Here is a 17,266-nt window from a genome sequence, read left to right on the forward strand (position 1 = left end):
CCTGCCATCATCGAGGGGGAATCGGCGTAGAAACTTACACTTGGGCTACAAATGCTATTCAGGCTCTTTCCCGGGGCGCATTGTCTACTAGTGCCAATTCGCCGCGATCACCGGCAACAGATCGCCTTGGTATGCGGCAGGCAATGTAGTCTGCCCCGGTGCAGGAGCTGAAAAGGTCGCCATAGCGTTTACCAAATTGTCAACGTTGTCGTTCGACAGAACCTTGCCATCATTCGTGCGGAATTGCTCGATCTGATGAGTAGCACCCACATACCAGTCATCTATTGTTACCACATCAGTGGTGCCAATGATGGCCACCTGTAAATCATCGCCCGAACGAGAAAACCATAGCTGATCAGTGGAAATGGAGGACTGAAACTGAACTATGTCATTATTCCCGACAGTGACATCACTATCCTGCACAGTATCACTGCCCCCCCCCCGACCAAAAATATACGTGTCATTACCAAGACCGCCTAGCAGAGAATCGTTCCCACTAGCACCATCCAGAGTGTTACCCCCGGCATTCCCAATCAAAGTGTTTCCGAGACCGTTTCCAGTGGCATTGATATTACCGCTCCCAATCAGAGTAATATTTTCAACGTTCGCCGATATAGTATAGCTGACAGATGATTGGGCAGTATCATTGCCTTCTCCGGCATTTTCGGTGATCACGTCGCTGGCACTGTCGATGATATAGACATCGTCACCGGCACCACCGATCAGCGTATCGTTGCCGGCACCACCATCCAGGATATTTGCCTGGGTTGTACCAGTCATCGTGTTATTCAGCGCATTACCGATGCCATTGATAGCACCACTGATGAGCGTCAGATTTTCGATATCGGATCCGAGAGCATAAGAAATCCAAGAACGCACTGTATCCGTGCCACCGGTATCAACGACGGTATCACCGAAGTCATTGACTTCATATGTATCATTTCCTGCACCGCCATACATGGCGTCATCTCCGGCGCCGCCGATGATGGTGTCATTGCGGTTGCCGCCGTAGATCGTATCGTTGCCGGCTCCGGCATCGATCGTGTTGCCGGTATAGGTTGTCGCCAGAACGGTGATTATATTGTCGAGTTCATTACCAGTTAGTGTGAAATTGTACCAATCGCTAATATAGAATTCGAGGTTCTCGATGTTCGCTGCAATTGTGTAGCTGGTCAGATGCGTCGATATGTGAATGGTATCAATTCCCTCTCCTTCATACTCGATGAATGCCCCACCATACGTTCCGCCATAATAATGATCATCGCCAGCCCCCCCATAAAAAGTAACCGACGCGGTCGCCGTTTGGTTCTGCAAGATATCATTGCCGCTGCCGCCATATATTGTGGAGTTCGCGCCCCACACTTGCAGCGTATCATTGCCAGCCCCGCCAATGAGCGTATTGGAAGCATTATTGGCGATAATAAAATTATCCAGCTCATTTCCCTCAAGCGTTATTCCGGTACTTTTACCGGTAATTGTCTCGATTGACGATCCCGCCATAAGCGTGAATGAGCTTGTAGCTTCTATTGAGTCATTGCCTTCCCCGGCATGCTCAACGACCACATCGTTGATGTTATCGACGTAGTAGTAGTCATTGCCCAGACCGCCGATCATCGTATCGGCGCCGCCGCCACCACTGATCTCGTCCTTACCCGAGCTGCCATATATCGTATTATTCTGACTGTTTGCCTCAAGCTTACCGGAACTCAGCATGTGAATTTCTTCTACATAAGACCCGACTTGCGTCCAGTATGTAAAAGATGAATCAGCGTTGACATAAGCGATATCGTAGCCTTCGCCTGCATTCTCAGTAATAACGTCATATGTGCTGATATAATAAACATCATCGCCAGCACCGCCGATCAGCGTATCGTTGTTGCTGCCGCCATCGAGGATATTGTTGCCACTATTGCCGGTCAGGATATTGGCGAAAGCATTGCCGTAAGCATTCAGATCGGCCGTTCCGGTGAGGGTGATGTTGTCGATCGAGCCGCCAGACCCAAGTGCATAGCTAAACCCGACCATGATCGTGTCATTGCCGGAAATATCCGTGATGGTATCGTTGACATCATCGACATAGTAAGTGTCGTTACCAGCGCCGCCATTCATCACGTCCGCGCCGGCACCACCGTCGATGATATTATTCCCGCTGTTGCCGGTGATGATATCGGCGCCATCGTCACCGGCGGCATTGATATGCGCCGTGCCTGTCAGCGTGATCTCCTCGATGTTACCCGTCGAGACAAAACTGACCGCACTCTGCACCCGATCGTAACCCTCGCCTGCGGCCTCCGTCACCGTGTCGCCGGCATTGTCGAGGACATAAAGATCGTCTCCGGTACCACCGATCAGGCTGTCTGCCCCCGCACCGCCATCCAGCGTGTCGTTGCCCGCACCGCCAGACAGAACATTCACTCCAGCATTACCGGTGATCACGTTGTTGCCATCGTCGCCAGTGCCGTTGGTGTTTGAAGCACCGGTCAGTGTCAGGTTCTCGATGTTGCCGCCTAGCGCATAGCTCACTGCCGTCAGGACCGTATCGGTGCCCTCTCCGGCCTGCTCCAGCACGACATCGGCACTGCTGTCCACATAGTACGTGTCATTGCCCAACCCGCCGATCAGCGTGTCGGCGCCAGCGCCACCGTCCAGCGTGTCGTCCCCGCCCCCACCAGACAGGGTGTTATCGGCAATGTTACCGGTAATGATATTGCCAAGATCATTGCCTGTACCAACCGCCGCGCTACCGGTCAGAACAAGGTTCTCGACGTTCGCGGTCAGAGCATAGTCGACGGCGGATTGCACCGTGTCAGTTCCCTGGCCAGCAACCTCTATAACAAGGTCACCTATATTATCTACATAATAGATGTCATTGCCGGCGCCACCGGACATGGTATCGGCACCCTCTTTGCCGTCTAGGGTGTTTGATTGACCTGAGCCGATTATAACGTTGTCGGCGGCGTTGCCGGTTGCTGTGGTATTGTTGGCGCTGCCGGTGAGAGTCAAATTCTCAAAATTCCCAGCAAGAACAAAAGAAATGCCAGAAACCACCGTATCTATGCCGTCATCAGCAAGTTCGGTCAGCGTGTCGCCAGCGTCGTAATAGTAAGTATCATCCCCCGCACCTCCGGCCATGACGTCGGCGCCTGAGCCACCGTCAAGCGCGTCATTCCCCACATCTCCGAGCAACGTGTCATTGCCTTGATTACCATAGAGCGTATCATTGCCGCCGCCGCCGATAATTGTATTCACACCGCTATTGCCTGTGATGACATTATCAGCGGCATTTCCTGTACCATTAATTGCAGCCGAACCTTGAAGGGTTAGATCCTCGACGTTACCCCCCATCGCATGACTGGCGGCTGCATAGACAAGGTCATAGCCCTCACCAGCATTCTCGACGATGCTGTCACCGGCATTGTCCACATAATATGTGTCGTTGCCGGAGCCGCCAATCATTGTGTCAGCGCCAGCGGCACCATTAATGCTGTTGTTTGCCGAATTTCCTTGAAGAATATTATCGACGGAGTTTCCCGTCAGACTTGTCGCCGTTCCAACAAGCGTGGCGTTTTCTAGGTTAGCCGCCAATGTATAGCTGAAATCAGCTATAATTGTATCAATACCTTCCCCGGCATTCTCAATAACTGTGTCACCGCCGTTGATTACATATACATCGTTACCGGCGCCGCCAGACATCGTGTCATTTCCCGAAATACCATCGAGAATGTTATTTGCTGAATTACCATAAAGAACGTTATTACCAGAATTTCCAGTTGCGTTAATATTTCCAGCGCCCAGAAGCGTTAGATTCTCCAGGTTAGCCGCCAATGTATAGCTGATATACGACTGCACCGTATCGGTGCCGCTGCTGTCGATGATTTGATCGCCCGTATCATCAATGACGTAAACGTCGTTGCCTGCACCGCCATTGAGAATATCGGCCCCGCCGCCGCCGTCCAAAATATTGGCGCCGCCAGTGCCGGTTATAGTGTTTATTTGGCTATTCCCAGTTCCACTGGCTGCTACACCGGTGAGAATGAGATTCTCAACCCAATTCTGAAGAACAAAGTTAACGGAGGCGTAGACTGTGTCAGCCCCCTCGCCTTCGTTCTCCGAAACTATATCTGCGACATTATCAACGTAGAATGTGTCATTGCCGCTTCCGCCAACCATTGTATCGGCGCCCGCGCCGCCATTAATGATATCGTCACCTGCGCCGCCAAGCAGGACGTTGGCACCTGAATTTCCGACGATGTTATTACTTTGACTATCCCCAGTTATGCTGATGTTTTCTGCTCCAGTCAGGGTTATGTTTTCGATTCCACCGTAATCGAAGATCGAAAGATCAATCGAGACACTGGCGTAAACCGAGTCAAACCCCTCGTTTGCATATTCAATTATGATATCGCTATAACCATCAACATAATAAATATCGTCACCCAGACCGCCGATGAGCGTATCGACGCTTGCGCCACCGTCGAGAGTGTCATTTCCAGCGCCGCCGATGAGGGTATTTACCCCAGCATTGCCAGTAAGGACATTATCTTGGCCATTGCCCGTTCCATCAGTATCCGCACTGCCGGTCAGAGTGAGATTATCGACATTCTCGCTGATTGAATAACTGGTCGAGGCCATGACAATATCAGTGCCGCCGCCGGGCAGCTCAATCACCTGATCACCGAAGTTATCGACCACATAAGTGTCGTTACCGGTTCCACCAATCAGAATATCTGCACCAGAGCCGCCAACCAGAGTGTCATCGCCTGCGCCCGCATTGAGCGTATCGTCGCCCGCTCCACCGTCCAGTATATTATTCCCAGAGTTTCCGGTTAGCGCATTCGCTTCCGCATTACCTGTGACATTGATATTGGCGGTTCCACCAAGAACAACGTTTTCAACATTGGCCACAACACTAAGATCATAAGAAAAATTGACCTGAACAGCGTCAACCCCGCCACCTATAGCCTCGACAATAGTATCGGCAACGCCGTCAATGACATAGGTATCGTTACCAGCTCCCCCAATCAGGGTATCCGCGCCGGCGCCGCCATCCAGGATATTGTTGCCGGCATTTCCAATAATGACATTATTCTGGGCGCTACCGATGCCATTCAGGTCTGCCGTGCCAAGAAGCTCTAAGTTTTCGATATTGCCACTGATCGTATAGCTGTAACTCGCTTTGACCGTGTCGTTTCCCTCGCCGGCATTTTCGGTGATTACATCGCTGGCACTGTCGACGATATAGACATCGTCACCGGCACCACCGATCAGCGTATCGTTGCCGGCACCACCATCCAGGATATTGTTGCCGGCATTTCCTGTAATGGTGTTGTTTACTGCATTGCCAGTTCCATTAAGGGCACCAGCCAGTAGCACAAGATTTTCAATTCCCTCGCTGAGGACATAGCTTGCCCCCGTATGAATAGTGTCCACGCCTCCAGTGTCGACAACTATGTCGCCTTCTGAATCAACAAAGTAAGCATCATTTCCTGCACCGCCATACATGGCGTCATCTCCGGCGCCGCCGATGATGGTGTCATTGCGGTTGCCGCCGTAGATCGTATCGTTGCCGGCTCCGGCATCGATCGTGTTGCCGGTATAGGTTGTCGCCAGAACGGTGATTATATTGTCGAGTTCATTACCAGTTAGTGTGAAATTGTACCAATCGCTAATATAGAATTCGAGGTTCTCGATGTTCGCTGCAATTGTGTAGCTGGTCAGATGCGTCGATATGTGAATGGTATCAATTCCCTCTCCTTCATACTCGATGAATGCCCCACCATACGTTCCGCCATAATAATGATCATCGCCAGCCCCCCCATAAAAAGTAACCGACGCGGTCGCCGTTTGGTTCTGCAAGATATCATTGCCGCTGCCGCCATATATTGTGGAGTTCGCGCCCCACACTTGCAGCGTATCATTGCCAGCCCCGCCAATGAGCGTATTGGAAGCATTATTGGCGATAATAAAATTATCCAGCTCATTTCCCTCAAGCGTTATTCCGGTACTTTTACCGGTAATTGTCTCGATTGACGATCCCGCCATAAGCGTGAATGAGCTTGTAGCTTCTATTGAGTCATTGCCTTCCCCGGCATGCTCAACGACCACATCGTTGATGTTATCGACGTAGTAGTAGTCATTGCCCAGACCGCCGATCATCGTATCGGCGCCGCCGCCACCACTGATCTCGTCCTTACCCGAGCTGCCATATATCGTATTATTCTGACTGTTTGCCTCAAGCTTACCGGAACTCAGCATGTGAATTTCTTCTACATAAGACCCGACTTGCGTCCAGTATGTAAAAGATGAATCAGCGTTGACATAAGCGATATCGTAGCCTTCGCCTGCATTCTCAGTAATAACGTCATATGTGCTGATATAATAAACATCATCGCCAGCACCGCCGATCAGCGTATCGTTGTTGCTGCCGCCATCGAGGATATTGTTGCCACTATTGCCGGTCAGGATATTGGCGAAAGCATTGCCGTAAGCATTCAGATCGGCCGTTCCGGTGAGGGTGATGTTGTCGATCGAGCCGCCAGACCCAAGTGCATAGCTAAACCCGACCATGATCGTGTCATTGCCGGAAATATCCGTGATGGTATCGTTGACATCATCGACATAGTAAGTGTCGTTACCAGCGCCGCCATTCATCACGTCCGCGCCGGCACCACCGTCGATGATATTATTCCCGCTGTTGCCGGTGATGATATCGGCGCCATCGTCACCGGCGGCATTGATATGCGCCGTGCCTGTCAGCGTGATCTCCTCGATGTTACCCGTCGAGACAAAACTGACCGCACTCTGCACCCGATCGTAACCCTCGCCTGCGGCCTCCGTCACCGTGTCGCCGGCATTGTCGAGGACATAGAGATCGTCGCCGGCACCACCGATCAGGGTGTCCGCTCCCGCACCGCCATCCAGCGTGTCGTTGCCAGCACCGCCAGACAGAACATTCACTCCAGCATTGCCGGTGATCACGTTGTTGCCATCGTCGCCGGTGCCGTTGGTATTGGAAGCGCCGGTCAGCATCAGGTTCTCGATGTTGCCGCCTAGCGCATAGCTCACTGCCGCCAGGACCGTATCGGTGCCCTCTCCGGCCTGCTCCACCACGACATCGGCGCTACTGTCCACATAGTACGTGTCATTGCCCAACCCGCCGATCAGCGTGTCGGCGCCCGCGCCACCATCCAGCGTGTCGTCCCCGCCCCCACCAGACAGGGTGTCGCTGCCATCAAGGCCAAGCAGGCTATCGGCACCGGCAGTCCCGGCAATGGCGTTGTCCAACGCGTTGCCGGTTCCTGAGAGACCGATGGTTCCAGTTAAAGTAAGATTCTCGACATTGTTGCCAAGCGTATAGGACGCAGCAATGACGACCCCATCGATGCCTTCGTCCGTATTCTCGATCACCTGGTCGGCGGAGCTGTCCAGCAAATAGGCGTCACCGCCAAGGCCGCCGCTCAGGACATCCGCGCCCGTACCACCATCCAGCGTATCGTCGCCCGCGCCTCCAGATATGACGTCGGCACCGGCACCGCCTGACAAGCTGTTATTGCCTGCATTGCCGACGATCACGTTATTCATACTATTGCCAGCGCCATCGATATTGGCAGCGCCCGTCAGCGTCAAATCTTCGACAGTAGCGCCCAATGTGTAGCTGACATCAGCCTCGACTCGGTCGTGGCCTTCACCGGCCAGCTCGATGACGGCATCTTCGGCATTGTCGACGACATAGACGTCATCGCCCGCGCCACCCTCCATATTGTCGGCGCCAGCGCCGCCGGACAGAAGGTCATCGCCACTGCCGCCCTGGAGAACGTCAGCCCCGGCGCCGCCGGACAATGTGTCATTCCCCGCACCACCTCTGAGCGTATCGACCGCGTCGCCACCGGATAACAAATCGGCGCCATCGCCGCCATCGAAGTCGACTCCGGCAACACCGCTGTTTGTCAGTGTGTCGTTGCCAGCTGCGCCATACACGATTTCGGCATGTATCTGGCCGGCATCGAGAGAGACACCGGCCTCTCCTTGCACGATGACCATGTCAAGACCATCACCGGCATCAAGATTCTGCACCAGATCTTCGGCATCGATCATCAATACATCGTTACCCGCGCCACCGGTCAGGGTATCGCTGCCGGCACCCCCGATCAGCGTATCGTTACCAGCCCCGCCATTGATATGGTCATTGCCGGCACCGCCATCCAGGCGGTCGGCTCCACCGCCCCCCGAGATGGCGTCGTTGCCGCCGGCTCCATCGATAGCCACATCTGCATTGCCAGAGTTGCTGACGACATCGTCACCATCATCCAGAATGGCCACTTCGGCGTTCACTGCAGCCAGATCGAGACTGAGTCCAGCCGCTCCCTCGTAGACGATCTTGTCGATTCCGGCGCCGCCGTCGATATTCTGCAGCAGGTCTTCGGCATCGATGAAGATCGTATCGTTGCCAGCGCCGCCGTGAATGATGTCGCTGCCGGCGCCGCCAACCAGCCAGTCGTTGCCGTTGGCGCCCGCCAGAATATCCGCGCCTCCATTGCCGTCGACCATCACATCGCCGGCGCCGGTCGCGGTGAATATGTCATTATCCAGCCCACCTGCGAGGTGGGTGGCCAAGGTACTGTCGAAAGTAAGATCGATCGCGCCCACATTGGTCCGGAAAGCGATGGACGGACGATCCTCAAAGATCATGCGGGCCCACCCCTCGCCCAGCGCGGTAAAATTCTCAAATGTCACGCCAAGCCCGCCGTGAGCGAACCATACGTCATAGGCGGAACCCATGGTCTGGCCAAGCTGGCCAAAATTGGTCTGCGCCACCATCACATTGCCGCCAACGGTGGTGCCCAGCAGCGACGTGTTGAGAGAAATCGCGTAGATGCCAAGCCGATCCAGGCTTTTCAGCTCCCCCAGATCCGTCTTGCCGTTCTGATTGACATCCTGCCAGACTCGAACTTCACCATAGGCAGCATCCTCATCTGAAAAGACGCCGTCTGCGTTGGTGTCGAGCGTTGCCAGGGCCGCGAAGCCGCTGGCCGCATTGGCCGGATCGTAATATTCGGAGAACATCTCCGAGATATTGTCGATATAGCCGTTATGATTGCGGTCATGGACTAGGAATCCGTCGCTGCCATCGATCCAGCCCGTATTCTCAAGGAAGCCGTCCATGTCCATCTCGAACAGCACGCTGGACTGCTCCATGGAAATCATCTGCACGCCATCGCGCCCCAGATCGATCACGATGGGATCCGACCCAGTGCCTTGGGGCGCCGTTACGCTGCTGGCCTGCGTGCCACCGCCTCCGGTGCTGAACACATCATCCGGCAACGGTGGCTCATAACCATACTGGTCAGCGGTCGACGGGGTATCGAGCTGCAGGGATGCGGCCCGCTGCTGCACCTGCGCCCAGAAGTCGAGCACATCCTGAGGCGCACCGGTCAACGCAAATTCAAACAGCTCCGGATTATCCTGGTAGATGCCCCATTGCCGGCCAATATCGACATCGAGAATCAGTTGTTCCAAGCTGGTAGCGTCGGAATTCAGCAGAGCGCGCTTCATATAGACATCGCCACCGGAAATCACGGTTCCTCGCAACGATTCAAGGGTGCCGTATTTCACCGCCTGCTGGATATCAGGGAAAGAATTTCCCCCCGCATAGAAGACCGGCCCATTGGCGAAATAGGCATACCCGACTGTGCCACCCGGTTGGACTGCCGTACCGCCAATGGTCTCGACCATTCCGTTCAGCATGTCTATTGCGCCGGTGGCCATACCGATGGGAATCTGCACATCGCCGCCATTGTCAGAGCCCGTGCTCCCCAGCACCCACTGCCCATCGACGAAGTTTACATTGGCGTTCGCATTGGGGCCGACTGAGGATCCGGGGCCGAACAAACCACCGATGGCATTGCCAATGAATGACCCCAGGGTTGAACCAAGAAACGTCCCAAGTCCGGGAATGACGCTACCGGCGTAAGCGCCGATCGCCGAGCCAATTTGCCCACCTATTGAAGCGCCCAAGCCATTGCCGTGGAACAATTGCGTCGCCAGTTGGTTAGCGAAGTAACTGCCGACAGCGGATGGAACAGCCGTACCGATCGTTCCACCCAGCGTAATGGGCTCGTTTGTAATTGGGTTTCTGTAAGGCCAGCCCTTCGCTTCATGCAGTACCTGCCCGGCATAGTAACTACCTGTAGCCGTTCCGCCCGATCCCCCTACAAGCTCTCCATATTTTTCATCGACGCCAAGGACACCGGCCAGCTTTTTTCCGAAATAGGAACCAGCGAAGCCGCCGATGGCACCTTGAAAGGAACCGGACAAGTCATCCTTGAAGTCAGCAAGATTTATATCGTCTGCGTGGCCACTGGCGATATTTGACAGCAGATAGCTGCCGATTGTACTTGAAAAGGTCGACGTAAAAAGGGCGAAGGCAACATTGTTGGTTTCAAAGAGACTCGCCAGCTGTGAGCCGATAATCGAGCCAATTGTCCCCGCCACCTGGACGGCCAAGACCTCCGGATCGAACTGCGGCTGCTTTCGCGCATTGCGCATTTCACTGAGGGAAACATCTTCACCGAAGACCGCCTCTTGGAAACTGTAGGTATTTGGCTCACCCAGGATTTCGCCAGATACCGGGTCGAGGGTATATTCGATCAGAACATTGCCACCTACCACTTCATAGCGTCGGCTTACCCATTGCCCAAGACCTGGATCATACTCCAGAGACACTGCGTCTGCGCCACCGGAATCCGATCCCATGTCGAACCAGTATTCCTCGCCGTCGCCCTCCACATCAGCGATGCCAGACAGGTCAGTTTGAATGCCCGATGTTTGCAACGCATCGAGGAAACTTGGGTCGATCGCTACACCATTGATCCCTTCAAGCTCGCGGCCGACATAGTTTCCAAACTCATCAAAATTGGCACCGAAGGACGCGTAGTTTGCATTCGCACCAGAGCCATAGTCTTCGTGCTGCGTTATTTTCGGATTGGTTGGCGGAATCTCCCCCTGATTGAATACATATTCTTCGCTGTAGCCTGCATCCAAATATCGCGTGGCGCGGATAGTTGTGACACTTCCATTATCCCACCCCTCAACCTGTATGAGATTTCCCCCGCTACCCCTGAACACCTCTTTTCGAACCTGATAGACGCCGCCATCATCGTCGGCGACTTCATACTCCTCTACCGAAATGGGATCGACTTCGGTTGAAGGAACACCGCCAACGCTTCCAAGCTGGGTGGGGAGATTAGCAGCGATAGAGCCATATTGCGTGGCCTGCCCCTGCAGGATCGGCGGCAAGTCACCGGACTTCGTCAACCGCCGAAGATATTCCTTGTAACCATCTTCGTATTTACCCGCCATTGTCTTCTGAATATCATTCAGGCGGTTTGTGGCATCTGGATCATCAATCCCCGCCCTCAAGGGGTTCAGGACCTTTTGCTCTATATCGGCGGCGGTGTACCCAACCTGACCGAGCTTTTTCGCGAGGGCTGCAGATTCTTCTGCAATCCTACTGAGAGCCGCGTCGAGCGCGGCGCCCGTCAGCGGGTTGCCATTATCATCTTTGAGGGGGTTGAATGCTTCAGCAGCCACACCTCTACGGTTTTGGAATCCCCGCAGCACATCAACATTTTGCGTAAGAGAGTTAGAATTTTTGAGAAGCTCAAGCCAAACACCGACGCGATCGTTTGAAGCGAGAGCTGATGCCAAGCCGGAACCGATAAGATTCGGAGAATGATAGGCGGTATCGATCACACTGCGCAAACGATCCGACCCCTGGATTCCAGCTAAATCTTTTGGGCTACTCGGATTACCCCCAAGTGATTGGAAAACGGCATTTGCGCCATCTGTGCCGAGCGAATTCTTAAGCCTACTATAAAGCTTTTCGCTAGCATCGCTTAGCGCATAGTCGATTCCATTGTTTATCTGAGCATCATTCAAGGTTAACTTGAAAATTCCGCCGTCAGCTGGTGCAATTTTTAATTCATCAACCTTTGCTCTCGCAGCTGAAACGTTCCCGTTGTTAAGAAAGCGCGCTATTGTATCAAGGTTGTTTTTATCTGCCTGAGAAAGGTCGATTCCGAAAGCATTTTTAAAATCAGCCCTTGTCACAAACTTGTTTGTATTATCTTTGACGAGAAGCGAATACCCCGCTCCAATTGTCGGGACACCGACAGGGTCAGGTTTTATTTGATACTCAATGCCTTCGCGATTTTTGATGTAGGCTCTAAATCGATCAAGAAATGTATCCGCCATGTCGCCATTTCCCATTCATTAAAAATGATTAGAAAATCATTTTACGCTTTCGAAGCTGCAATGCGGAGCTAGTCTCGGCAAAGGCGAAACTTCAGGCCCCACTTCGCTGGAATCCTGAAAAGCCTTTATCGTAGAACCACTCGGCACTTTGGATATGTATAGGCTTTGAAGCAGCCCTCGTTCTTCGATGATGTCTTCTGGAGGCCTATTGATCGATACAACGAAGTAATCCGAATCGATTTCAGCGACGATCGTCTCATGCGACATTCTTTTTATTTGGGCGCCATTCTTGTTGCGCTCCGGGTCCTCATAGAACCATGCAAAGGCCCCCGGAAATCCCGCTTCTATTCTTGGCTGCGCCGAGCATGTCTTGCGATCAAGCCACAAATAGTATCCAGGGTAGCCACTCTTCAGCTTCAGCTCGTTCTCGTGAGCTGCGAAATACTGCCAGGCTTTTTCATCCCTTGGTCTGAGACCTTCGGCATATAGCAACGTGGCCTCTGCGCCAGAGGCCAGAGGAATCTCATAAAGCTTGAAGTGGTAGCCGAAGTAGAGCAGGCCGACCTGCTCGAACTCCATTTCATGTAGCTTTGAACCGGGGCACTGCCTGTGCAGTTCATCGAATTGCGGATCGTCAAATGCGATGGCGCGGATTTTTGGCTCGACGATCCGGATGTCGCGCCATTCCAGCAGGGCATCGAGCACCGCATTGCAGTAGAATGGCGTTGAGGGATTCCTGTAGAGAGTCCAGCGGCCGGCCCTGAGCCAGCGGCGGATAATGCCTTCCTTCCGCGCATCCGGCACATAGACGAACTGCAACGGCGGCAAATGCCTGAGGGCGCTGTCCGGAAGCTTTGCATACTCTTCCGTCTTCCGGTCGGCGGCGGCCTTGGCGACCCGACCTTCCTCGGAGAGTTCAAAGGCGCGGCTGTTCGATGAAGGCCCAAGGAGAAGCGGCAAAAACAGCAAACATTTCAGCCAGGATCGGTGGCGGTGCCGCCTGCGACCCCAAGGCTGTCGGCCCCTGGGCTCCGGCTCCGCCTGTTCGCCTTTCGGGGAAAAATGAGGCAGGGATGCAGAAAAGCGGGCAGCTCTTGCCGCCTGGATGCCCCCGCCTGCTCCAATTTTTTGCCCCATCGCCTCTACTTTTAGAAGAGATTCGATGGAAAAATTATTTCAGAAGGAATGACAATCTGCAAACTTGTATATCTTTGATTGTAATTCTACCTGATCATAGGTCTGGTTTCCTGACCTGAAACAAATTCAATACCTTGTCCTTGAACACGACTGATCGGGTCTCTTCCAGCATTTCCTTCGCGCCGCCCATGGGCGCGATCAGATCGATCAGCCAGGCATGCTCGCCGGACTTCCAGTCCGACGGCGCCAGCCGGCGTACACCCTGCTGGAAGCGGGCGTGGATGTCATCATTGACGAAAGCCCAGGAGGCGTAGCCAACCGGAATGCCGTCTTTGCGCCAGAGGCGGAACTGCCGCATCGCCACCGGCGGCACCACCAGCCATTCAAGGTCAGCCAGAAAGAGATGCTTGTGGCTCGGCGCCATCATCATCAGCCAGGCCACCTCGCCGAGGAACCCGATCCCCTCGCGGTTGGGACGCGACCCGGTCGCAGGGCTGCCTCCGGCAGGCGATGCGTCGCCATCCTTCATTCGGGCAGCGGATGTCGCAAGACTCTGCCGTATCTGCTCAGCGGCAGCGCCCTTCCCGTTGCTTTCCGCTTTGTCCGTACCAACTGTCTTGCGCGCCATCCCCGTATTACCTCCTGCTGTGTGCGATTCCATGTTCGGGCATTATATCGCCACCCGAGCGACTGCCTGAGGCCATGTTGAGAGATACACCCTAACGTTCACGCAAACTATCGTGACGATAGCGCGTGATGGGCGAGAGCAGATAATCAATCATGCGCCGGCGTTCAGTCTTGATCTCGGCCGTTACGGCCATGCCGGCCCCCAGCTCCATCTGGCGTCCCTCGACATTGATCCAGGCGCGATCCAGCGCGATGCGGGCGGGATAGATCAAACCACGCTTTTCATCCATGACAGCGTCCCGCGAAACCGAAGTCACACGGCCCGGAATGGTGCCGTATTTGGTGAACAAGAATGTCTCAAGTTTGATTTCGACCTCCTGCCCGGTCTGGATGAAGCCAATATCGCGGTTCTGGACCATCGCCTCAACCTCGAGACCCGTGCCGTCAGGCACGATCGCCATCAATGCCTGGGCAGGCGTCACGACGCCACCGATCGTATGGACTGCCAGTTGCTGCACCACACCATCGAGCGGCGCCATCAAGGTCTGCAGGCCATGGCGCTGCTGCGCTTTAAGAACTTCTTCCTCAAGGCTGGCAACCTTACGCTCAGCCTCATTCCGCTGCGCCAGTATGTCACGCATATACTCGGACCGCGTCTGTTGGCGCTGCTTTTGCAATGCCAGCAAAGCGGCAAGCGATTCCTCACGACGATGACGCAGTGATTTTAGTTCATGCTCCATCTCGATCAATTGCTGCTGCAGTTCAAGCGCCGTCAGACGCGAGCCAAAGCCTTTATCCGCCAATTCGCTCCGTGCGTTACTGCGCTGCCGCAACAGCGGAATGGCCTCTTCCATCTTCCTGACCGCCGCTTCAACCGATCTTCGCTCGGCTTCGCGGCGCTCCATTTCGGCGTCCATGCTGGACAAACGAGCGAGATGCTCTTCGGTTTGACTGACCAGCAGCCCCCGTTGCAGTTCCGCCATGGCGCGGGGCACGCCCGCTGGCAGCTTAAAGTGCTTCAATGGATCGGTCGGAAATGCGGCCGCACTCAGACGTGCCGAGTCGGCCTGGGCGGTAACCAGATCAGAGATCAGCCGCCGCATATCAGCGCCAGATGCGGTCGGATCTAACTCAACAAGAATGTCTCCCGCACGCACGAACTGCCCATCCTGGACATGTATCGCACGGATCACGCCGGTTTCCAGGGGCTGAATGGTCTTGGTCTTGCCAGCCGGTATAAGCTTGCCCTCGGCAACCGCCACAACATCGAGCTGCCCGATAAAAGACCAGATCAGGCCGATCGCCAACAGGGCCGAAAGCGACCAGAAGGTGATGCGCGCGGTCGGCGATGCCGGCGTCTCTAGCACTTCGATTGCAGCCGGCAGAAACTCTATTTCGTCACGCTCACGACGCGGTACAGGACCCCGCTCGCGCTCAGCGGCCAGAGCCGCACGCCCGATTGTCACCATGCGGGCAATTCCCTCAAACAACGTGCAAGCCTCCGACCTGCTGCCGCATCATGGCGGCAAAACGGCCGCCCTGCCGCATCAACTGCTCTGGGGTGCCATCCTCGACAATCTGCCCCTGCTCAACGGTGATTATGCGATTGGCATTGCGCACGGCTGACAGGCGGTGGGCGATGATCAATACCGTACGCCCCTGGCAGATGCGATCCATGTTTGCCTGAATGGCGGCTTCGGACTCCACATCCAGAGCGCTGGTGGCCTCATCAAAAACCAAGACGCGGGGGTTGCCGATGAGGGCGCGGGCAATGGCAATGCGCTGCCGCTGCCCACCCGATAATGTCGCTCCGCGCTCACCAACAATCGTGTCATAGCCCTGCTGCATATCCATGATAAATTCATGGGCGCCGGCCAATTCTGCGGCCGCAATCACGCGTTCGAGCGGTGAACCAGGATCGGTAAGAGCAATATTCTCTCGGATGGTGCCAGAGAACAGAGTGTTCTCCTGCAGCACGACACCAATCATCCGACGCAGCGATGTTGGGTCGACCATGGAAAGATCGAGACCATCGACGGCGACCTTGCCGGCTTCCGGGACATAGAGGCGTTGCACCAGCTTGGTCAGCGTACTCTTGCCAGATCCAGAGGGGCCAACGATGCCGATAACCTGCCCTGGCGGTATATCGAGCGAGAGGTTGCGCAGGACTTCCGGGCCATCCGGCCGATAGCGGAATGTCACGCGGTCAAAAGTGATCTGGCCCTTGAGTGGCGGTAATGACTGACGGCCAGCACTCACACCGCTTTCAGTTCGCGTATTCAGAATATCGCCCAGACGCTCAATCGATAATCTTGCCTGTTGGAAATCCTGCCAGAGCTGGGCGATACGCAATATCGGCCCACTGACGCGCCCGGACAGCATATTGAATGCGACCAACTCGCCTACCGTAAGATCACCACCGATCACAAGCTTTGCGCCAAACCAGAGCGTCGCCGCCATCAGAATTTTATTGATTGTTTGCGCGAGCTGGCCAGCGATATTGGCCAAGTTGCCAACCCGGAAAGACGCCTTCACATAGGCCGCCAGCAGCTCTTCCCAACGGCGCTGCATCTGTGGCTCGACAGCCATGGCCTTGACCGTTTCGATGCCCGATATGCGCTCGACTAGAAAAGATTGATTCTCGGAGCCGCGGGCAAACTTCTCATCCAACCTGGCTTTCAGCACGGGCGTCACGGCGACCGACAGTCCGACATAAAACGGTACAGCGGCCAATGTGATCCACGTTAAAAATGGGCTGTAGAGAAACATCACGAAGATAAAGACAAACGTGAAGGCCAGATCGACGACAACTGTCACCGTCGACCCGGTGAGGAAATTCCTGATATTTTCAAGTTCGCGGACGCGCGCCACGCTATCGCCCACGCGACGCGCGCCGAAATATGCCAATGGCAGGCCCATGATATGGGAGAACAGTCGGGCGCCGAGCTCAAGATCGATTCGGTTTGTCGTGTGCGAGAAGAGATAGGTGCGAAGGCCACCAAAGATCGCCTCAAAGACAGCAATCACGATAAGCGCGAAGACCAAAACATCTAGTGTCGATAATGAGCGATGCACCATCACTTTGTCGATGACGACCTGGAACATCAGCGGCGATACGAGTGCCATGACCTGGATGATGAAAGAAGCGAGCAACACTTCGCCAAACATACGGCGATATTTTATGATGGCGGGGACAAACCAGCTGACATCGAAGCGCCGCAGCGGACCAGCCAAGTCGGCTCTGGTCGCG

Annotated in this window: 5 protein-coding genes (1 of these 5 running past the window's edge); all 5 read right to left on the reverse strand. The window is 54.7% G+C overall.

Annotated features, from left to right (window positions below; all coding sequences use genetic code 11):
* Positions 1–87: 87 nt before the first annotated feature.
* Positions 88–12,252, reverse strand: coding sequence for a calcium-binding protein (locus ACE3OO_RS05780; RefSeq protein ID WP_374300700.1), 12,165 nt, complete (start codon positions 12,250–12,252; stop codon positions 88–90).
* Positions 12,253–12,288: 36 nt separating this feature from the next.
* Positions 12,289–13,221 carry a hypothetical protein gene (locus ACE3OO_RS05785; protein WP_374300702.1) on the reverse strand — a complete coding sequence of 311 codons (933 nt, stop codon included), beginning with the start codon at positions 13,219–13,221 and terminating at the stop codon, positions 12,289–12,291.
* 262 nt (positions 13,222–13,483) lie between these two features.
* Entirely contained in the window at positions 13,484–14,017 is a 534-nt protein-coding gene (locus ACE3OO_RS05790; RefSeq protein WP_374300704.1) for a toxin-activating lysine-acyltransferase, read from the reverse strand.
* Between the two features lie 91 nt (positions 14,018–14,108).
* On the reverse strand, positions 14,109–15,485 hold the full coding sequence (locus ACE3OO_RS05795) for an HlyD family type I secretion periplasmic adaptor subunit (RefSeq protein ID WP_374300706.1): 1,377 nt from the start codon (positions 15,483–15,485) through the stop codon (positions 14,109–14,111).
* A gap of 13 nt (positions 15,486–15,498) precedes the next feature.
* Positions 15,499–17,266, reverse strand: the 3' portion of a protein-coding gene (locus tag ACE3OO_RS05800) for a type I secretion system permease/ATPase (protein ID WP_374300708.1). It continues 413 nt past the right edge of the window; the window shows 1,768 of its 2,181 coding nt (coding positions 414–2,181); its start codon lies beyond the right edge, outside the window; its stop codon occupies positions 15,499–15,501.

The sequence above is a fragment of the Ferrovibrio sp. genome, from assembly GCF_041906005.1.
Taxonomy (GTDB): domain Bacteria; phylum Pseudomonadota; class Alphaproteobacteria; order Ferrovibrionales; family Ferrovibrionaceae; genus Ferrovibrio.